12 protein-coding genes, 11 tRNA genes and 3 rRNA genes are annotated in these 20186 nt (G+C 39.5%); 23 read left to right on the top strand and 3 right to left on the bottom strand.

Going from position 1 to position 20186, the window contains the following annotated elements; translation table 11 throughout:
- The first annotated feature begins 341 nt into the window (after positions 1 to 341).
- From R9X47_RS10810 to R9X47_RS10735, 16 genes are all read left to right on the top strand, one after another.
- Positions 342 to 1874: ribosomal RNA gene (locus R9X47_RS10810) — 16S ribosomal RNA — on the top strand.
- A 73-nt stretch (positions 1875 to 1947) separates the two neighbouring features.
- A tRNA-Ala gene (locus R9X47_RS10805) sits at positions 1948 to 2023 on the top strand.
- A gap of 102 nt (positions 2024 to 2125) precedes the next feature.
- Positions 2126 to 5048 (top strand): 23S ribosomal RNA (locus R9X47_RS10800).
- Between the two features lie 55 nt (positions 5049 to 5103).
- A 5S ribosomal RNA gene (gene rrf / locus R9X47_RS10795) occupies positions 5104 to 5220 on the top strand.
- Together the 16S, 23S and 5S rRNA genes with 11 tRNA genes alongside form the textbook arrangement of a ribosomal RNA operon.
- Before the next feature lie 6 nt (positions 5221 to 5226).
- Positions 5227 to 5301, top strand: a tRNA-Asn gene (locus R9X47_RS10790).
- A gap of 36 nt (positions 5302 to 5337) precedes the next feature.
- A tRNA-Met gene (locus R9X47_RS10785) sits at positions 5338 to 5413 on the top strand.
- 6 nt (positions 5414 to 5419) lie between these two features.
- Positions 5420 to 5494, top strand: a tRNA-Glu gene (locus R9X47_RS10780).
- Positions 5495 to 5528: 34 nt separating this feature from the next.
- Positions 5529 to 5604 (top strand) — tRNA-Val (locus tag R9X47_RS10775).
- Positions 5605 to 5641: 37 nt separating this feature from the next.
- Positions 5642 to 5718 (top strand) — tRNA-Asp (locus R9X47_RS10770).
- 8 nt (positions 5719 to 5726) lie between these two features.
- A tRNA-Leu gene (locus R9X47_RS10765) sits at positions 5727 to 5810 on the top strand.
- Between the two features lie 150 nt (positions 5811 to 5960).
- A tRNA-Gly gene (locus tag R9X47_RS10760) sits at positions 5961 to 6035 on the top strand.
- An 8-nt stretch (positions 6036 to 6043) separates the two neighbouring features.
- A tRNA-Arg gene (locus R9X47_RS10755) sits at positions 6044 to 6120 on the top strand.
- Positions 6121 to 6125: 5 nt separating this feature from the next.
- Positions 6126 to 6202, top strand: a tRNA-Ile gene (locus R9X47_RS10750).
- An 11-nt stretch (positions 6203 to 6213) separates the two neighbouring features.
- A tRNA-Phe gene (locus R9X47_RS10745) sits at positions 6214 to 6289 on the top strand.
- A gap of 386 nt (positions 6290 to 6675) precedes the next feature.
- Entirely contained in the window at positions 6676 to 7026 is a 351-nt protein-coding gene (locus R9X47_RS10740) for a hypothetical protein (RefSeq protein WP_432666825.1), read from the top strand.
- Positions 7023 to 7892, top strand: a complete 870-nt coding sequence (locus tag R9X47_RS10735; protein ID WP_432666824.1) for a GGDEF domain-containing protein — start codon at positions 7023 to 7025, stop codon at positions 7890 to 7892. Before R9X47_RS10740 ends, R9X47_RS10735 begins: the two co-directional genes overlap by 4 nt.
- 260 nt (positions 7893 to 8152) lie before the next feature.
- Here the strand turns inward: R9X47_RS10735 and safA are convergent, their stop codons facing one another.
- Together safA and R9X47_RS10725 are read right to left on the bottom strand one after the other, a co-directional pair.
- Entirely contained in the window at positions 8153 to 8743 is a 591-nt protein-coding gene (gene safA, locus R9X47_RS10730; protein WP_432667620.1) for a SafA/ExsA family spore coat assembly protein, read from the bottom strand.
- A 250-nt stretch (positions 8744 to 8993) separates the two neighbouring features.
- Positions 8994 to 10211, bottom strand: coding sequence for a 2,3-bisphosphoglycerate-independent phosphoglycerate mutase (locus R9X47_RS10725; RefSeq protein ID WP_432666823.1), 1218 nt, complete (start codon positions 10209 to 10211; stop codon positions 8994 to 8996).
- Between the two features lie 414 nt (positions 10212 to 10625).
- Here R9X47_RS10725 and R9X47_RS10720 point away from each other — a divergent pair, with 414 nt between their 5' ends.
- Positions 10626 to 11072, top strand: a complete 447-nt coding sequence (locus R9X47_RS10720) for a DMT family transporter (protein ID WP_432666822.1) — start codon at positions 10626 to 10628, stop codon at positions 11070 to 11072.
- A gap of 240 nt (positions 11073 to 11312) precedes the next feature.
- Here the strand turns inward: R9X47_RS10720 and R9X47_RS10715 are convergent, their stop codons facing one another.
- On the bottom strand, positions 11313 to 12017 hold the full coding sequence (locus R9X47_RS10715) for a BON domain-containing protein (RefSeq protein WP_432666821.1): 705 nt from the start codon (positions 12015 to 12017) through the stop codon (positions 11313 to 11315).
- A gap of 610 nt (positions 12018 to 12627) precedes the next feature.
- Here R9X47_RS10715 and cdaA point away from each other — a divergent pair.
- The 6 genes from cdaA to buk (R9X47_RS10685) all read left to right on the top strand — a co-directional run bounded on the left by cdaA (position 12628) and on the right by buk (R9X47_RS10685) (position 20170).
- A complete protein-coding gene (gene cdaA, locus R9X47_RS10710; RefSeq protein WP_432666820.1) occupies positions 12628 to 13449 on the top strand; it encodes a diadenylate cyclase CdaA in 822 nt (273 codons plus the stop codon).
- Positions 13442 to 14818, top strand: a complete 1377-nt coding sequence (locus R9X47_RS10705; RefSeq protein ID WP_432666819.1) for a CdaR family protein — start codon at positions 13442 to 13444, stop codon at positions 14816 to 14818. Before cdaA ends, R9X47_RS10705 begins: the two co-directional genes overlap by 8 nt.
- A gap of 271 nt (positions 14819 to 15089) precedes the next feature.
- Positions 15090 to 16811, top strand: a complete 1722-nt coding sequence (locus R9X47_RS10700; RefSeq protein WP_432666818.1) for a sigma 54-interacting transcriptional regulator — start codon at positions 15090 to 15092, stop codon at positions 16809 to 16811.
- Between the two features lie 213 nt (positions 16812 to 17024).
- Entirely contained in the window at positions 17025 to 18104 is a 1080-nt protein-coding gene (gene buk / locus R9X47_RS10695) for a butyrate kinase (RefSeq protein WP_432666817.1), read from the top strand.
- A 2-nt stretch (positions 18105 to 18106) separates the two neighbouring features.
- Positions 18107 to 19012 carry a phosphate butyryltransferase gene (gene ptb / locus R9X47_RS10690; protein ID WP_432666816.1) on the top strand — a complete coding sequence of 302 codons (906 nt, stop codon included), beginning with the start codon at positions 18107 to 18109 and terminating at the stop codon, positions 19010 to 19012.
- Positions 19013 to 19093: 81 nt separating this feature from the next.
- Positions 19094 to 20170: a butyrate kinase gene (buk, locus tag R9X47_RS10685; protein ID WP_432666815.1), complete on the top strand. Its 1077-nt coding sequence runs from the start codon at positions 19094 to 19096 to the stop codon at positions 20168 to 20170.
- Positions 20171 to 20186: the final 16 nt, after the last annotated feature.

Raw genomic sequence — 20186 nt, 5'->3', positions numbered from 1 at the left:
GACTTTATACTGAAATAATGCTAAAGTATTACTTGTCGCTGTTGAGGCGTAGCTTGTTAAAGCTTAGAAAAAAAGTGTTGACAACGACGGTGTTGCATGGTATTATATTTAAGCGTCGGTAATGACCGACCAAGATGTATGATTCTTATGCATCAAATGTCAAAACCTTTAATGATGAAATAAAAAGAAAAAAGGTGTTGACAACAAACGAAAAACATGATAGAATATTTCTTGTCGCTAAAACGACAGAAAAAAACTTTGGACATTGAAAACTAAACAGTGTAAGGAATTAAACCTTAGTTTGATATAATTCAAGCTAAAGATATAATAAACGCCAGATTTTTTTTAAGAGTTTGATCCTGGCTCAGGATGAACGCTGGCGGCGTGCTTAACACATGCAAGTCGAGCGAGAAGGTTATGACTGATTCTTCGGATGAAGGATTAACTGGAAAGCGGCGGACGGGTGAGTAACGCGTGGGTAACCTGCCTTGTACAGAGGGATAGCCACTGGAAACGGTGATTAATACCTCATAAAACTATAGCGTCGCATGGCGCATTAGTCAAAACTCAGGTGGTACAAGATGGACCCGCGTCTGATTAGCTAGTTGGTGGGGTAAAGGCCTACCAAGGCGACGATCAGTAGCCGACCTGAGAGGGTGATCGGCCACACTGGAACTGAGACACGGTCCAGACTCCTACGGGAGGCAGCAGTGGGGAATATTGCACAATGGGCGAAAGCCTGATGCAGCAACGCCGCGTGAGTGAAGAAGGCTTTCGGGTCGTAAAACTCTGTCCTAAGGGAAGAATAATGACGGTACCTTAGGAGGAAGCCCCGGCTAACTACGTGCCAGCAGCCGCGGTAATACGTAGGGGGCAAGCGTTATCCGGAATCACTGGGCGTAAAGGGTGCGTAGGCGGCCAAATAAGCCAGAGGTGAAAGGCTACGGCTCAACCGTAGTAAGCCTTTGGAACTGTATGGCTTGAGTGCAGGAGAGGAGAGTGGAATTCCTAGTGTAGCGGTGAAATGCGTAGATATTAGGAGGAACACCAGTGGCGAAGGCGACTCTCTGGACTGCAACTGACGCTGAGGCACGAAAGCGTGGGGAGCGAACAGGATTAGATACCCTGGTAGTCCACGCCGTAAACGATGAGTGCTAGGTGTCGGGGGTTCACACCCTCGGTGCCGGAGTTAACGCATTAAGCACTCCGCCTGGGGAGTACGGTCGCAAGACTGAAACTCAAAGGAATTGACGGGGACCCGCACAAGTAGCGGAGCATGTGGTTTAATTCGAAGCAACGCGAAGAACCTTACCAGGACTTGACATCCCTGTGACCGGTACTTAATCGTACCTTTCCCTTCGGGGACAGAGGAGACAGGTGGTGCATGGTTGTCGTCAGCTCGTGTCGTGAGATGTTGGGTTAAGTCCCGCAACGAGCGCAACCCTTGTCTTTAGTTGCCAGCAGGTTAAGCTGGGCACTCTAGAGAGACTGCCGGTGACAAACCGGAGGAAGGTGGGGATGACGTCAAATCATCATGCCCCTTATGTTCTGGGCTACACACGTGCTACAATGGCTGGTACAACGGGAAGCGAATGAGTAATCTGGAGCGAATCCCAAAAAGCCAGTCCCAGTTCGGATTGTGGGCTGCAACTCGCCCACATGAAGTTGGAGTTACTAGTAATCGCGGATCAGAATGTCGCGGTGAATGCGTTCCCGGGTCTTGTACACACCGCCCGTCACACCATGGGAGTTGGGGGCACCCGAAGTCAGCTATCTAACTTTTTAAGAGGAAGCTGCCGAAGGTGAAATCAATGACTGGGGTGAAGTCGTAACAAGGTAGCCGTATCGGAAGGTGCGGCTGGATCACCTCCTTTCTAAGGAGAAAACCTTACACTGTTTAGTTTTGAATGTCTAAGGACATTCAATTTGAATATACAACAAAATTATGGGGGCGTAGCTCAGTTGGGAGAGCACCTGCCTTGCAAGCAGGGGGTCAGGAGTTCGAATCTCCTCGTCTCCACCATGAATGTTTGAATGCTATTAAGTTAAAGCACTCAAACATAATTTTGTTCTTTGAAAACTGAACAATGGAGAGAAACAGAATTGCTATAAAAGCAATTTCACTGGTCAAGTTATTAAGGGCATAGGGTGAATGCCTTGGCACCAGGAGCCGATGAAGGACGTGGTAAGCTGCGATAAGTCTCGGGTAGCTGCAAGCAAGCTTTGATCCGGGAATGTCCGAATGGGGAAACCCATCTAAGTAAACCTTAGATACCTTCTGCTGAATACATAGGCAGTTGGAGGCAACCAGGGGAACTGAAACATCTAAGTACCCTGAGGAAGAGAAAGAAAAATCGATTCCCTCAGTAGCGGCGAGCGAAAGGGGAAGAGCCCAAACCTAGAGCTACGGCTTTAGGGGTTGTGGATAGAGCCATAAAGAGGAAGGTATTCTAACCGAAGAGGTCTGGAAAGGCCCACCGCAGAAGGTGAAAGTCCTGTAGGTGAAAGAAGAAGATCCTTGGCACTACTCCAGAGTACCACGAGGCACGTGAAACCTTGTGGGAAGCTGGGAGGACCACCTCCCAAGGCTAAATACTACCTGGTGACCGATAGAGGATAGTACCGTGAGGGAAAGGTGAAAAGAACCCCGGGAGGGGAGTGAAATAGAACCTGAAACCCTATGTCTACAAGCAGTGGAAGTTCTTTATATGAACGACCATGTACTTTTTGTAGAACGGGCCAACGAGTTACGGTATGCAGCAAGGTTAAGGACCTTTGGTCTGGAGCCGCAGCGAAAGCGAGTCTTAACTGGGCGAATTTAGTTGCATGCCGTAGACCCGAAACCGGGTGACCTATCCATGGGCAGGATGAAGCGAAAGTAAAATTTCGTGGAGGTCCGAACCGTTTAGCGTTGAAAAGCTATCGGATGACCTGTGGATAGCGGAGAAATTCCAATCGAACTCGGAGATAGCTGGTTCTCCCCGAAATAGCTTTAGGGCTAGCCTCAGATTTAGAGAAACGGAGGTAGAGCACTGAATGGCCTAGGGGGCTTCACCGCCTACCGAAGCCTATCAAACTCCGAATGCCGTATTCTTTTATCTGGGAGTCAGACTGCGGGTGATAAGATTCGTAGTCGAGAGGGAAACAGCCCAGACCATCAGCTAAGGTCCCTAAATACAGATTAAGTGGGAAAGGATGTGGAGCTGCTTAGACAACTAGGATGTTGGCTTAGAAGCAGCCACTCATTTAAAGAGTGCGTAATAGCTCACTAGTCGAGTGGCTCTGCGCCGAAAATTACCGGGGCTCAAATCTGTTACCGAAGCTATGGCTTGCCGTATGGCAGGGGTAGGGGAGCATTGTATATCGGCTGAAGCTGTACCGTAAGGAGCAGTGGACTTTATACAAGAGAGAATGTTGGCATAAGTAGCGAGAGGTAGGTGAGAATCCTACCCGCCGAAAACCTAAGGTTTCCTGAGGAAGGCTCGTCCGCTCAGGGTAAGTCGGGACCTAAGCCGAGGACGAAAGTCGTAGGCGATGGACAACAGGTGAAGATTCCTGTACCACCACTTTATCGTTTGAGGAATGGAGGGACGCAGGAGGATAGGCAAAGCCCACGGTTGGTTGAGTGGGTTCAAGCCCGTAGGGAGCAGAGATAGGCAAATCCGTCTTTGCAATCCTGAAAGGTGATGAGGAGCGAAAAATAAGTAGCGAACTTGCTGATTCCACACTGACAAGAAAAGCTTCTACCGAGATAAAAGGTGCCCGTACCGTAAACCGACACAGGTAGGTGAGGAGAGAATCCTAAGGCGAGCGAGATAACTACTGTTAAGGAACTCGGCAAAATGACCCCGTAACTTAGGGAGAAGGGGTGCCACGTTAGGGTGAATAGCCCGAGGTGGCCGCAGAGAATAGGCCCAAGCGACTGTTTAGCAAAAACACAGGTCTCTGCTAAATCGAAAGATGATGTATAGGGGCTGACGCCTGCCCGGTGCTGGAAGGTTAAGGGAAGTGGTTAGCGTATGCGAAGCTGTGAACCGAAGCCCCAGTAAACGGCGGCCGTAACTATAACGGTCCTAAGGTAGCGAAATTCCTTGTCGGGTAAGTTCCGACCCGCACGAAAGGCGTAACGATTTGGGCACTGTCTCAACAGTAGGCTCGGTGAAATTGTAGTACCGGTAAAGATGCCGGTTACCCGCAGCAGGACGGAAAGACCCCGTGGAGCTTTACTGTAGCTTGGCACTGGATTTTGGTATTGCATGTACAGGATAGGTGGGAGACTTAGAAGCATGGACGCCAGTTTGTGCGGAGTCGTTGTTGGGATACCACTCTTGTAATACTGAAGTTCTAACCAGAGACCGTGATCCGGTCTTGGGACACTGTCAGGTGGGCAGTTTGACTGGGGCGGTCGCCTCCCAAAAAGTAACGGAGGCGCCCAAAGGTTCCCTCAGCGCGGTTGGAAATCGCGCGAAGAGTGCAAAGGCAGAAGGGAGCTTGATTGCGAGACATACAGGTCGAGCAAGGACGAAAGTCGGGCTTAGTGATCCGGTGGTTCCGAGTGGAAGGGCCATCGCTCAACGGATAAAAGCTACCCCGGGGATAACAGGCTTATCTCCCCCAAGAGTCCACATCGACGGGGAGGTTTGGCACCTCGATGTCGGCTCGTCTCATCCTGGGGCTGTAGTAGGTCCCAAGGGTTGGGCTGTTCGCCCATTAAAGAGGCACGCGAGCTGGGTTCAGAACGTCGTGAGACAGTTCGGTCCCTATCCGCTGTGGGCGCAGGAAATTTGAGAGGAGCTGTCCTTAGTACGAGAGGACCGGGATGGACGTACCTCTGGTGCATCAGTTGTTCCGCCAGGAGCACCGCTGAGTAGCTATGTACGGAAGGGATAAGCGCTGAAGGCATCTAAGCGCGAAGCCCACCTTAAGATAAGATTTCCCATCCATTTATGGATTAAGACCCCAGAAAGACTATCTGGTTGATAGGCCTAAGGTGTAAGGGCAGTAATGTCTTTAGCTGATAGGTACTAATAGGTCGAGGACTTGACCATACTTTCCATTGTTCAGTTTTGAGAGAATAAATATGTTTTATTATCTCAAAAGAAATCTGGTAATAATAGCGAAGAGGATACACCTGTTCCCATATCGAACACAGAAGTTAAGCTCTTCAGCGCTGATGGTACTTGGCGGGCAGCCGCCTGGGAGAGTAAGTCGTTGCCAGTTTTAAGTTCCAGAGTAGCTCAATGGTGGAGCAACCGGCTGTTAACCGGTAGGCTGTGAGTTCGAATCTCACCTCTGGAGCCAATTATATACATGAGCCATAGATGCAGTCATTATTGACGCGGGGTGGAGCAGTTGGTAGCTCGTCGGGCTCATAACCCGGAGGTCGCAGGTTCAAGTCCTGTCTCCGCAACCACAATATGGCCCCTTGGTCAAGCGGTTAAGACACCGCCCTTTCACGGCGGTAACAGGGGTTCGAGTCCCCTAGGGGTCACCAATTTATTTAGCTTCTAGTTATTAGAAGCTGACTTGGGCGCATAGCTCAGCTGGGAGAGCACCTGCCTTACAAGCAGGGGGTCACAGGTTCAAGTCCTGTTGCGCCCACCAAATTATTTGCTGATGAGCAAATAAACTATTAAAATACGGTCCAGTAGTTCAGTTGGCTAGAACGCTAGCCTGTCACGCTAGAGGTCGAGGGTTCGAGTCCCTTCTGGATCGCCATTTAATCTGCGGGTATGGCGGAATTGGCAGACGCGCTAGACTTAGGATCTAGTGTCTTGTACGTGGGGGTTCAAGTCCCTCTACCCGCACCAATTAAATTAATTCATTATTATTTAAGTCAATCTTTTGAGTTGTATTTTTTTTTGCAAAATAGTATAATTAAAAAAGTTTATAATTTTCTATGTGTTATAAAAAAAGCAATAATGGACACTATAATAATGAATAAGCTTAATATGAATCATGCGGTAGTGGCTCAGTGGTAGAGCATCGCCTTGCCAAGGCGAGGGTCGAGGGTTCAAATCCCTTCTACCGCTCCAATAAATATGTGCCCATAGCTCAGCTGGATAGAGCAACGGCCTTCTAAGCCGTGTGTCCGGGGTTCGAATCCCTGTGGGCACGCCATATTTGGACCTTTAGCTCAGTTGGTCAGAGCGTCCGGCTCATAACCGGCAGGCCCGGGGTTCGAGTCCCTGAAGGTCCACCAAAATTTAATTTGCCCAGATAGCTCAGTCGGTAGAGCAGGGGACTGAAAATCCCCGTGTCGGTGGTTCGATTCCGCCTCTGGGCACCAAAGACAAGCTTGGTTAGTTAACCAAGTTTTTTTTATTGCGTGCATTTTTTGAGGAGAGATTTGACCAAAGCAAAGTGGTTCGATGCCCCCGAGTTTCTATCTATATCGTCTCTTCGAAAGAAATCACATCAAAGGTAAGGGCTTTAATGCCCTTTATTTTTATTTAAAACTAGTTGAGCGGATAGATTCTCTTAGTTAAGGGAAATAATACTCATAGATGGTGTTAGAGCTATCAAAAACGTGAATATTAATTAGGAAAATATAACTCTAAAATTATTAATATGAAGAAAAAAATAAAAAATGGGACTAAAGTTCTAGTAAAATATTGTTTACATATACACGATGTGGTAAAATTATAGAGAAATTTGTCAAAAGGAGAATCGAATATGAGAGATATAGTGGAAAACAAAAAAAGAGCCGAGATAAAAATGAGCTTATCGGAATTTGAAATCCCACCTATGCAAGATGCCCTAATTGTTGGCAAAAACGCTCCTATTGGACCTGAAGCTGCTAGACGAATGGTTGATATACTATCACCAAACCAATATGAAATTATAAAAGTTGACCACCATGTAATTGAAGCCATTGTTGTTAGAAAATTTTTAATAGATATGCTTCCTAAGGATAAATTAATAAATATTATTTTGGATGAAGGGGAGAAGGTAGCTAACGAAACTACAATAATAAAAGCACACCTTAATATTGTTGTACACGTTAGCAAATCCGTAGAGCTATGATGAGAAACGTATCAGACATCATGTTAAAGAACTTCAGACATATAGACTTACTTGAAGGAGTAAAAGTAGCTCAAGATCTTGTAGTAAAAAAAGGTATTGATTTTTTTCCTGTAGTTGAAGAAGAACGTTTAGTAGGTATATTAACATATAGACATTTAATAGGAGTGCATTCAAATAGAATTGTAGCAGACGCTATGAGCCAAACAATTATATCTATTTCTTCGTGTACTCCTCTTTGGCAAGCAAAAGAAATGATAGATAAAAGTGAACTAGATGTTTTACTAGTAATGGATAATGATGAATTACTTGGAATTGTAACAAAGATTCAAATTTATACTGAATTAGGTAAACATGTTGATCTCCTTACAGAATTATATAAAAGCGACTATATTTACCATCATGCAAAGGAACTTATAAAAAAGAAGCAAAATGCAACAATAATATTTATTGATATTAATGATTTTGGATATATTGACAAAAAATATGGTCATATACAAGGCGATATTATACTTAAAGAATTAGCATCAGTATTAAAAAATAACATACCTCCAGATACATATGTGTGTAGATTTGGAGGCGATGAATTCGTGGTTTTAACACCCTATTACATAGATGAATCTATTAGACTTACAGAAAACTTACTAGACAGCATTTCTAACTTTATTTTTTCTAATGGAATTAAGGTGAATGCATCAGCTGGAATTTCAACACTAACTAATATGTTAAACTCAGATATAGACTCAGCTGTATATCAACTCATTAATGATGCAAGCTTAGCTTCGACAATAGCAAAAAAACAAAAAGCTCCATTATATGTTTCTGAATGTGTTATTGAAGAAGAAGTGCAAGTACTTGAAATAAACTGAGAATTAACCTCGGAAGGCTCATAGAAAATTTAAAATTCTGCAGAAGATAATCTGAACAAAAAAAGCGACTTGAAGTCGCTTCATCTTGTTGACAAAGTCAACAAGATGATAGGCTTTTGAGAAAGCTGAAGTTCGAGGCGTGCTAGAAGCAAGAGGCCGCAGCGTATAAAGACATACGTAAGGGTTCTTGATTGAAGCAACAACGAAGAAATTCGGGTTTATCAACAGCCTAAGGCGACCAGAAGTCACTTTTTTATCTATTATGGTCTAATAAACATTTGTGTCCAATAAATTGTTCCCTTAGAGTTTTTCGCATATCCAACTCCAATTTGTGTAAAGTTTCGACTTAATATATTGGCCCTATGCCCTGATGAATTCATCCATCCTTGAACAACAGCTTGGGCTGTTCTTTGACCCATGGCAATGTTTTCTCCAGCCGCACTATATTTAATCTTGAAATTCTTCATCATTTGGAAAGGAGAGCCATAGGTTGGTGAAGTATGGCTAAAATATCCTCTGTTGGCCATATCTTCTGACTTATATCTAGCAACTCTGGATAATTGCCAGTTATGTGAATATGCCGGTAACCCTGCTTTCTGCCTTTCTAAATTACATAATCTAATAACCTCTTGCTCTATAGCTTTAACGTTACTGAATAAAGGAACATATACCTTGTCACCAGGATATATCAAATCAGGATTTTTAAATTGAGGGTTAGCAGCAATAATCTCACTAATACCTACTTGATATCTAACTGCTATCTTCCACAAGGAATCCCCTTTTTTTACTATATATACATCTGTATCATTCTGAGCCTGAGCAGCATTAACACTGTTTATATTAAATACCATCAACAAACAAAATACAGTGAATAGTGTTAGTAAAAATCTATACTTTTTCAAATTTTCTTCCTCCTTTCACAGTTAGTTTTTGATAATAGCCATTAAATAATTACAAGATAATTATGGTATATAAACAGAGAAAGGATACAGAAGAATCTTGATTAAAAGTTAGATTTTACAAAAATACGAATTTAATAATAAGTACAAAAGCAAAATTTAAAAGACGCTATTAAGCGCCTTCGATTATTGTGATATTTTTCTATGCTCCAAACTTATTAAGCCTTTTGCCATTTGCAAGAAGCAAGGTCATGAGATATTTACTTTCAAAAAAGCCAAGACCTCCAACATTACAGGCATTTTCATTAAAACATACAACATCATCTCTCCCAGAAAATTCGCTGTTAACAAGCACTGGAACGGGATGAAAGCTATGTGAACGCATAGAGCATGGAGAAGAATGATCTCCCGTTACCGCGATCACATCTGGTCTGTTCTTTAAAAGTATAGGAAGAGCCTTATCTACCTTTTCTATACAGCTTACCTTTGATTCAAAATCACCATCTTCTCCGGCTTGATCAGTTCCTTTTACATGGATAAAGAAGAAGTCATACTTCTGTCTGTTTTCTATGTAGGTCTCGAATAGGCCTTCTATTGACTTAGGAGCCTTAAGAAGCTTCATACCCAATAAAGAAGCTATACCTCTGTACATAGGATATGCAGCTATTGCTGCTGATTCAAGGCAATATTTTTCTCTCATACTTGGAAGCGTAGGTTTCTTTGAAAAACCTCTAGTTAAGAAAGCATTTGTCGATGTATGATCCTTTAATAATTCGAATCCTTGTTTAATAAACTTATTTACCACTGTAGCTAAAAATTTGGATGCATCATTTTCGCCATTAGCTTCTAGAGGAGACTTACCCTCAACTTGAGGATCAGTATCGTTGATAAGACAGTCTATTTTCTTATCTTTGCTTCTGAAAAGAGTTACAAATCTATGACCTTCACCGGGCTCAATTATTATTTCAACGCCATCGATTTCCTTTATAGACTTTAAGATGTTGCAAAGTTCAATAGTCTTTTCAGTTGGAATCCTACCGGCTCTTCTATCGATAATCAACCCATTATCATCCATAGTAGCAAAATTACATCTAGCTGCTACATCACCGTCTTGTAACCTAAGATCTAGACCTACTGCTTCCAAAACCCCTCTACCTATGGTAATGTCCATTGGATCATAGCCAAAAAGTCCTACGTGACCAGGTCCACTTCCCGGAGTAATACCTAAAGACACAGGAATCATTCTACCGACAACTGATTCCGAAGCCAGCTTGTCGAGATTCGGAGTCTTTGCATATTCAAGTGGGGTCTTATAATGATAGTCTCTATTCCTTATGTCTCCAATGCCATCCATTACAATCAGAACTATTTTAGAATTGTTACACTTAATTACACTCTGAAGAATCTCTTCATGGTTCATATAACTGCCTCCCTTAGAGTATTTATATAATAATACATGCAATTGATATAAAATATTGAAAAAAATAAAACAGTCTATCTTGAAATAGTGTCTGTAAACTATGTGATAGTATATGCAAATATGGTTAGATTTATAAATATATTAAATGTGACAAATATCTTAAAGCGATAAAAAATATGACGAGGTTAATGTCAAATAGAGTCATTATATAAGGAGGCATTATTTAACATATTCCACGAGAATATGATATACTAATTTTGTCGAATTAAAAATTACCGCAAAAATATTTAATTATTTCCATTTCCCAGGAAATATGTCGTAAAGGTCATGACTCTTAGCGCGATTTAGACAAAAAAGAATGTTTTAACTCAAATTGGTCATGAAAAATCAGGATTTAGAGATGGAGGAAAAAACATGTTGTATTATGGAATAATAGCTGCATTAATAGGTGGAATATTCATAGCAGTACAAGGCGGTATAAATGGTATGATAGGTAATAAAGTTGGAATATTTCCAACGGTAATGGTTCCTGTAATCACACAGATTGTCATACTAAGTGCCGTTGTTCTTGTAAAAAGAGATCTAATAGGCAATATTTTAAAACTAAGAGATGTGAAATTTGGGGTAGGATTTCTAATAATATCAGCCATTTTAGGACTGGGAATAATGAGTACCCTGACCTTATCCATTATTAAGATCGGGCCGTTAGTGGCCTTTGCCATAGTCATATTCAGTCAATTGCTTACATCTATGATAGTAGAACACTTCGGATTTTTCGATATGGCCCAGAAAAGTATATCGAGCTACAGAGTACTGGGTCTTTTGGCCATGCTGGTAGGTATCGGATTATTCTATAAATAGGGGGTGCCTCAGAATGGCGAATTTCTGCGTTATTTAAAATTCAGACGACTTGGCATGTACGGTCAGTACTAGCCAAACCGCCTGAATTTTAAAACCTTGAACTTCACTCATTCTGAAACACCCCGGGATAAGTCTATAAGAGACTTTTCTGAGATAACATATTCTGTTTTTTTAGGGTCACTTTCTTTTTATGTTAAGATTAACTTACTTGTCCCAAGAGCTTAACAGCTAATACCTAAATTATATCTGCTTTTGATTATCTCTTCGTATTCTTAGTTTGTTTATAACCTTCTTAATGCCCTCAACACCCATAGCTAGTTCCTTTGCTAATTCAACTTCTCTTCTGTTATTCACATAACCAGTCAGAGTTACCCTACCATCTCTAACTATATGTTCTATATCCATGTAACTCAAGTCTGTTGTAGTAAGAGCATCAGAAATTCTGTTATTTATAGTCGAATCATCGTATTTGCCGTAGGATTCAACCTTAATGTTATTAACAACATCTTTTATACCCCTAGTCTTAGTAGCCAACTTGCATGCATCCTTAGCTTCCTTCAAAGTATGGGTAGATCCAATCATATTTGCCACACCATCGTGAACCTTAGAGCTAACTCCATCATAATCTTCATTTTTTCTGAGTTTATTAAAAACTTCCTTTTCCATATGCTTGTCGGTAATATTACTATCCATGGCTATAGTTATCTTGTTTTCGATTTTTCTTACACCATCGATACTTCTAGAAATATCCTCTGATTTGATTTTTTCAGCTAGAACATCAACTATACCAGATAGATGAACATAGCCATCCTTGCAAGTAACATTTATGTCCATAGCGCTTGCTTGCATCTTTTCTTCTAACTGATCCTTAATCCTATCGACTATTAAATTATCCTGTGTGGGATTCTTGTCATTTTCAATCCAATTTGCTCTTTTATCTTGCATAAACACCATCCTTTGAACAATAATTGTATTAATATGTATTACAGAACAACCTCATAACTTGATTTTATTTTTCCACAAACAAAGATAATTTATCAAATAAACTTATAAGGTTAATATATTTTATAGGTCTGAGGTCTGAATTTTAATAAATGCATTTACGTATGCTGCAAAAGCTTTGAAAACTCCTGCGTGTTATGGAAATGTAAGAAATGTAATATAAAATTAATATGTCTCATGCAAGAAACGACAAAAGATTTAGCCGAAAGAATATATAATTGTATCTAAAATCATGTAGTCCTTTAAAATCAAAGGGGACAGCTTTGTTTTGAAGTTACTATGTAGATGGATTTTAGTAAGATAAAGGCCTAAAAATGGCAATGGTTATATATCATAATGGGTAAATAGAACTTAATAGTGGAAATATATGAAAATATAATGCAATAGTAATATTGAAGTAATGTTTGAAAAATTGTACAATAAAAATGAGGGTAAAAATGAACAATTTTTATTCAAGCGAATTTTGTGGAAAAAATAGATACATATATGATTTTTCCCCAGGACTTAGTGGTATATTTAAAGTAATTATATATAAAATTAAGAGGTGTTTGACTTGGACCAACTAATGGAGATGATTTTAAACATAGGAATAAGGGATATTGTTGACATAATCATCGTAGCCTTTGTATTTTATAAATTATATATGCTCATTAGAGAAACAAGGGCAGAACAGCTTATAAAAGGGCTAATTATATTATTAGTAGCCACAAAACTTAGTGAGTGGCTAAAATTATATACTGTAAATTATATTTTGAAGAATACGATGACTCTCGGACTTATAGCCTTATTAATAGTATTTCAGCCCGAACTTAGAAGGGCATTGGAACACTTAGGAAGAAGCAGACTTTTGACGAAAAATATTGTTGAATTAGCTCATGAAGAAATGACCGACAGAGTTCAGGAAATAACAGATGCAGTTGGATCTTTGTCGAGACAAAAAATTGGGGCATTAATAATCTTAGAAAGAGAAACCGGAATTAATGATGTAATAGAGACCGGGAATCGGATTGAAGGTAGAATATCAAGCAGTTTACTTATAAACATATTTATTCCAAACACTCCACTGCATGATGGAGCTGTTGTTATAAGAAGAGATAAAATCATGGCTGCAGGGTGTTTTTTACCGCTTTCTGAAAATTCAGGACTTAGCAAGACCCTTGGAACAAGACACAGAGCGGGTATAGGTATAACGGAGACTACCGATGCCATAGCCATAATGGTTTCAGAAGAAACAGGTGGGATATCGGTTGCTATGGGAGGAAAGCTATCCAGATTTCTAGATGTGGAGACATTAAAAACTATAATGAAGGAAGCCTTCAATCCTCAAAGACAGAATAAACTAATTAATCTGAAGTGGAGGCATAAGGATGATTAAGTTTTTCAAGGGGATATTTGAAAGAAGTAGAATAACTCGAAATACAACTCCAAAAATAATAGCAATACTGGTTGCTATAGTCTTCTATATATTTGTAATGGGAGAGGTAAATCCAGAGGTTGAAAAGAAATTAAACAATCTTCAGGTGGAGCTTTTAAACAAAGAAGAGCTAGATAATCTTGGATTGGTATTCATAGATCAAAATGAGTTTACTGTAGATGTTAGGGTTTTAGGGAAGAAGACCGAATTACCCCAAATTTCTCTCGATGATATTAAAGTTAGTGCCGATCTAAGTGGAGCTAAACAAGGAGAAAACTCTATAGTATTAGATGTAAGTAAACCTGTAAATGTTGAAATAAAAGATGTGACCCCCCAGCAGATCATTGTAAGACTTGATAAAATAGTTCAGAGTCAAAAACCAGTTGAAATTGTATATAAGGGAAGCCCGGCGAAGGGTTATGAAATAGGGGAACATGGAATCACTCCAGATGAGATTCTAATTGAAGGTCCCCAGACCAAGGTGGAATCAGTTGCAAAGGTTGTTGCAGAAGTAGATGTTGCAGGAGCTAAAGAGAATATTAGGAAAAATGTTCCTCCTAGGGCAGTAGATAGTCAGGGCAATGACATTGTAGGTGTAGAAGTAAAAGCTGAGAGCGTAAACGTACACCTATCTGTACTAAAGCTTAAGAACGTAGCTATTACGCATGATATAAAGGGAGAGGTTAAAGACGGGTATAAGATAACGAAAATAGAGATTGAGCCCGCAAATGTAACTTTAAAGGCTAAAGAGGGTATAGTAAATGGTATAACCGAAGTTTCTACTAAGAGCATAAATGTAGATGGACTAGACTCTACTCTAGAAACAGAGATTAACCTTAACTTGCCTAGTTATATCGAAACTCCATCTTTACAAGGTTTGCCTAAAATACGTATTGAAGTAGAAAAGATAGAAACAAAGGAGTTTACATTTAAGGCTAATCAAATATCTGTCACTAATCTTAAGAATACACTAACTACGAATATTGGAAAATTAGATAAAGACATTAAAGTCAAAATCAGTGATGTAGGAAGTGTCCTAGATGAGGTTAGAAGAAGTGACTTAGAGCTTAAATTAGATCTTGGAGGATTAGATGAGGGTACACATACAATGCTTCTAGATTTGAATAAGAGTGGTAGATATGAGAATATTGAGATAGAACCAAAGGAAATTGAAATACAAATATACAATAAAGATGAAGTCGAGGAAGTAGACGCAATCGGAGATGGAGATTCAATACCCGAGGAAACAAACGAAATACCTAATGATGATACTAATGAAGAGACGAATGAAGAAGAAATAGATGAACCGAAAGAAACAAGCGATCGATAATAAAATTCCTAAGGAAGATATAAATGATATGGGGCTGCCTCATAAAGGTTTTTTATGAGTGCAGCCCCGAGGCGTTTCAGAATGAATGAAGTTTAAGGCTTTGAAATTTCAACGATTTGGCTAGTACTGACGTACGTGCCAAGTCGGTGAATATTTCAAAAAACGCAGAAATTCTCCATTATGATACGCCCCTAATATTTGTAGTTATAATTATGGGTAATTGAACTTCCCCTTTACCTTTCTTTTTAACAGCATAAAACGAGGTGAACAGATGAAGAAGGAAATAGAAATTATACTAAATTCCACCCATGATGCAATGATAGCCGTTGATTCAAAGGGAATAATAACTCTATTCAATAAAGCTGCTGAAAAGCTAACTAAGCAAAATGTAGACATGGTTATAGGAATGCATATAACAGATGTTATAGAAACAACCAGGCTTCCATATATACTAGAAACAGGTGAGTCGGAGTTAAATAGAAAACAACCCCTAGGGGATATAAATATTATCACAAATAGAATGCCTGTACGGGATGAAAAGGGAAATATAATTGGAGCGGTTGCTGTTTTCAGGGATATAACAGAGGTACTTGACCTTGCCGAGGAGATAACAGACCTAAAGGAAATGAAGGCAAGGTTCGAGGCAATATTTAATTCCACACAGGATGCCATATCCGTAGTAGATCAAAATGGTATAGGAGTCCTTATCAATCCAGCCTATACAAGACTTACTGGATTATCGGAGACAGACGTTATTGGCAAACACTGCTCAGTTGATATTTCAGAAGGAGAAAGTATACACTTAAAGGTGTTAGAGACAAGAAAGCCAATTAAGGCGGCCAGAATAAAGGTTGGACCTAAAAGAAAAGACGTTATAATAGATGCAGCTCCAATACTAGTACGTGGAGAACTAAGGGGGAGCGTCGGAGTTATCCACGATATTAGTGAAATCAAAAGGCTTAACTCAGAATTAGATGAGGCAAAACAAATAATTAGAAAATTGGAGGCTAAATACACTTTCGATGATATAATGGGCTCCGATGAGAAACTAGTCAACGCTATAGAAAAGGCAAAAATCGCTGCCTCTACACCGGCTACGGTAATACTTAGGGGAGAAAGTGGAACCGGTAAAGAACTTTTTGCCCATGCTATACACAATGCAAGCAATAGAAAACACTCTCAATTCGTTAGAGTAAACTGCGCTGCAATAAGCGAAAGCATCCTAGAATCTGAACTTTTTGGATATGAAGAGGGTGCCTTTACCGGAGCCTTAAAGGGCGGGAAGAAAGGACTTTTTGAAAGGGCCCACGGAGGAACTATTTTTCTCGACGAGATTGGTGAAATAAAGATGAGTACTCAGGCAAAACTTCTTAGAGTCCTTCAAGAGAAGGAGATAGTAAGGGTTGGTGGAACAAAACCAATAGCGATTAACGTAAGGGTATTAGCAGCCACAAATCTGGATCTTGAAAGGGCAGTAAAGGAAGGAACATTTAGAGAGGACCTATACTATAGATTAAATGTAATTCCCATAAGGATACCATCCCTAAGACAGCATAAAGGGGACATATATGAGCTTGTAAGGCATTTTATAAGAAAATATAACCAAGAATATGGTAGATACGTTACAGATATTTCTGAAGAAGCACTAGAGGTATTTATGGAATATGATTGGCCTGGTAATGTCAGGGAGCTGGAGAACTTCATTGGAAGAGCAATTATAAATATGAAGTTTAACGAGACAATAATAAAATCCTATCATCTACCTAAAAATAAAGAAATTCAAGTAGAAAAAAATACAGTAAGAGGAATAGAAATTAATGTAGAAGAAGAGGAAACTATTCCACTGGAAAATGTCGTAGAAAAAATAGAAAAGGAATATATAGAAAAAATTCTAAGAAAAAATGATAACAACAAAACAAAAACAGCAAAAGAACTAAAGGTATCAATAAGAAATCTCTATTACAAAATTAGAAAATATGAAATTGAAAATTAGTTACCATGCAATGAATTGCACACTCAATAGAAGAGTGTGCAATTTTTTTCATGCAAAATAATGCACAAAGGAAATATTGGAGAAAAAAAAGTAATACTCAGAATATAATATGGGAAAAATACAAGAGTTGAGAAAAATAAAAAAAAATAGAATTTTGGCATGGGATTTGCTTAATAATTATATGTGAAAAAAAATGGGAGGTGCCAGCGGAAGATGAATAGGGAATACGTATTAGCAATTAACCCTGGTTCTACATCGACAAAGGTTGCAATATTTAAAAATACGGAAAACGTTTTGCAAAAAAACTTAAGTCATGCACCGGAAGAATTAGATAAATTCCAAAGAATATCAGATCAATTCGAATACAGAAAGAATATTATAATTGATTGGCTGAAGGATGAAGGTTATGAGACATCTAAACTTAAGTCAGTAGTTGGTAGAGGTGGACTTCTAAAGCCCATGCCAAGTGGTACATATAAGGTAACAGATGTTATGATAGAGGATTTAAAGGTTGGAGTGCAGGGTGAGCATGCATCTAATCTTGGTGGAATAATAGCTAGAAGTATAGCTGATATAGAAGGTATAGACTCATACATTGTTGACCCAGTTGCAGTTGATGAGTTTGAAGATGTAGCAAGAATATCGGGAATGCCTGATATTGAGAGACGCTCATTACTGCATGCTTTAAATATAAAGGCAGTAACCCATAATGTAGCTAAGGAAATGGGGAAAAAGGTTAATGAACTAAATCTAGTTGTAGCACATCTTGGCGGTGGTATTTCAATCGTACCTCTTAAAAAGGGCAAAATGATAGATGCTAACAACGCAAATGAAATGGGACCATTTTCACCGGAGAGAGCAGGCGGTCTTCCAGTAGGTGACATCGTTAGAATGTGTTACTCAGGAGACTATACCCATGCTGAATTGAAAAAGAAGATGCGCGGAAAAGGTGGACTAGTGGCATATCTTGGAACTAACGATGCTAGAGAAGTTCAAAAAATGATTGATAATGGAAATGAAGACGCTAAATTGATATATGATGCTATGGCATATCAAATAGGAAAAGAAATAGGCGCTATGGCTGCTGTACTAAATGGAGACATAGATGCAATAGTACTTACTGGTGGAGTGGCATACTCAAAGATATTAACTGACTATGTAACAGATATGGTAGGATTTATAGCTCCAGTAATGTTACAACCAGGAGAAGATGAAATGAGAGCTCTAAATGAAGGAGTTCTAAGAGTAATCTCTGGAGAAGAACAAGCAAAAATATATGAAGAAGAGGTGTAGCAATGATCAGGAATTTTAATGATGTATTGAAATTCGCAAAGGAAAGAGGACCTAAAACTATAGCAGTTGCATGTGCGCAGGACGCTGAAGTTCTTATGGCGGTAAATGACGCAAAACAAATGGGTATCGCAGATGCAATATTAGTTGGGGACAAAGAAAAGATTGAAGAAATAGCAAAGGAAAAGGCTATAGATTTAAGCAAGTACGAAATTATTGATATAAAAGATTTAAGCGAAGCATCATTAAAGGCCGTTGAATTAGTTTCATCAGGCAAAGCACACATCGTGATGAAGGGTCTAGTAGATACTTCAATCATACTAAAGGCAGTTTTAAATGCTGAAGTAGGACTAAGAACAGGAAATGTACTTAGCCATGTTGCAGTATTCGATGTATTAGGACATGATAGATTGTTCTTCGTAACCGATGCTGCTATGAATATAGCACCAGACTTAGGAGCAAAAAAACAAATAATCGAGAACTCTGTGACAGTAGCACAGTCATTAGATATCGATGAGCCAAAGGTTGCAGTAATATGTGCTAAGGAGAAGGTTAATCCTAAGATGCCTGCAACAGTTGACGCTGCTGAGCTTGAAAAGATGAATAAGAATGGTGAAATAACAGGATGTATCGTTGGAGGACCATTTGCATTAGATAATGCTGTATCTCTAGAAGCTGCAAAGCATAAGGGAATTGAACATCCAGTTGCGGGTCTTGCAGATATATTAATGGTACCAACTATAGAAGCTGGAAACGTACTATATAAGTCATTGGTATTTTTATCTGATACAAAGAATGCCGGTATTATAGTAGGAGCTAAGGCACCAATCGTTCTTACATCTAGAGCTGACAGTGAAGAAACTAAGCTTAACTCAATAGCATTAGGAGTACTGATGGCAGCAAAGAAATAATAAGGGTTAAAATATAAAATTTTATAATATACATCTATAGAGTTCTTACTCTCTACGATGCAGATGAAAGGTGGTAATAGGATGACTGAGGTATTTAGAATACTAGCTATTAACCCAGGTTCTACCTCGACAAAGATAGCTATATTTGATAATGAAAAGCCTGTACTAGAAACTACATTAAGACATCCCGCTGAGGAAATAAATAAGTATGATAAAATATACGATCAATACGAATTTAGAAAAAATGTAATCCTTGATGCACTAAATGAAAAGGAAATGAACCTAACAAAGCTAAGCGCAGTAGTAGGTAGAGGTGGACTTCTTAAGCCTATAAAGGGTGGAACCTACGATGTTAATGATAAAATGATTGATGATCTTAAGGTGGGAGTTTTAGGTGAACATGCTTCTAACCTTGGTGGAATATTAGCCCATGAGATCGCTTCAAAGCTTAACATCCCAGCATTCATAGTAGACCCAGTTGTTGTTGATGAGATGCAGGATGTGGCAAGAATATCAGGTATGCCTGAGATCAAGAGAATGAGTATATTCCATGCTTTAAACCAGAAAGCCGTTGCAAGACGTGCTGCACAGGAAAAGGGTAAAAACTATGAAGATTTAAATGTTATTGTTGCTCATCTTGGTGGAGGAATCTCAGTTGGAGCACACCAAAAAGGTAGAGTAATAGATGTTAACAATGCTTTAGATGGAGAAGGCCCATTCTCACCTGAAAGAGCAGGGGGACTACCAATAGGAGATATGGCAAAGCTATCTTTCTCAGGCAAGTATACACACCCTGAAATCAAGAAAAAGATAAAAGGACAAGGTGGATTAGTAGCATACCTTGGAACAAATGATGGTAGAGAAGTAGTTAAGATGATAGAAAATGGAGATAAGAAGGCTGAGCTAGTATACAAGGCTATGGCATACCAAGTAGCTAAGGAAATTGGAAGCTGTGCAGCAGTATTAAAAGGAGACGTTGATGCTATAGTAATAACAGGTGGTATAGCATACGACAAGATGTTTGTAGACTGGATAAAGGAAAAGGTTGGATTTATATCTAGCGTATTAGTATATCCAGGAGAAGACGAAATGATAGCACTAGCTGAAGGTGGACTAAGAGTATTAAGACAAGAAGAACAAGCTCAGGAATACAAATAATAAGGTTGAAGGATGT

It is taken from the genome of Wukongibacter baidiensis, assembly GCF_050888315.1.
Lineage (GTDB): Bacteria > Bacillota > Clostridia > Peptostreptococcales > Caminicellaceae > Wukongibacter > Wukongibacter baidiensis.
This window is presented reverse-complemented; position numbering and strand designations above follow the sequence as displayed.

Coding starts and splice junctions, on each gene's coding strand:
- buk (WP_432666815.1), top strand. CDS start 19,094: ATGACTGAGGTATTTAGAATACTAGCTATTAACCCAGGTTCTACCTCG.
- R9X47_RS10705 (WP_432666819.1), top strand. CDS start 13,442: ATGATTAAGTTTTTCAAGGGGATATTTGAAAGAAGTAGAATAACTCGA.
- R9X47_RS10735 (WP_432666824.1), top strand. CDS start 7,023: ATGATGAGAAACGTATCAGACATCATGTTAAAGAACTTCAGACATATA.
- R9X47_RS10740 (WP_432666825.1), top strand. CDS start 6,676: ATGAGAGATATAGTGGAAAACAAAAAAAGAGCCGAGATAAAAATGAGC.
- R9X47_RS10725 (WP_432666823.1), bottom strand. CDS start 10,211: ATGAACCATGAAGAGATTCTTCAGAGTGTAATTAAGTGTAACAATTCT.
- R9X47_RS10700 (WP_432666818.1), top strand. CDS start 15,090: ATGAAGAAGGAAATAGAAATTATACTAAATTCCACCCATGATGCAATG.
- R9X47_RS10720 (WP_432666822.1), top strand. CDS start 10,626: ATGTTGTATTATGGAATAATAGCTGCATTAATAGGTGGAATATTCATA.
- safA (WP_432667620.1), bottom strand. CDS start 8,743: ATGGTATTTAATATAAACAGTGTTAATGCTGCTCAGGCTCAGAATGAT.
- R9X47_RS10715 (WP_432666821.1), bottom strand. CDS start 12,017: ATGCAAGATAAAAGAGCAAATTGGATTGAAAATGACAAGAATCCCACA.
- ptb (WP_432666816.1), top strand. CDS start 18,107: ATGATCAGGAATTTTAATGATGTATTGAAATTCGCAAAGGAAAGAGGA.
- buk (WP_432666817.1), top strand. CDS start 17,025: ATGAATAGGGAATACGTATTAGCAATTAACCCTGGTTCTACATCGACA.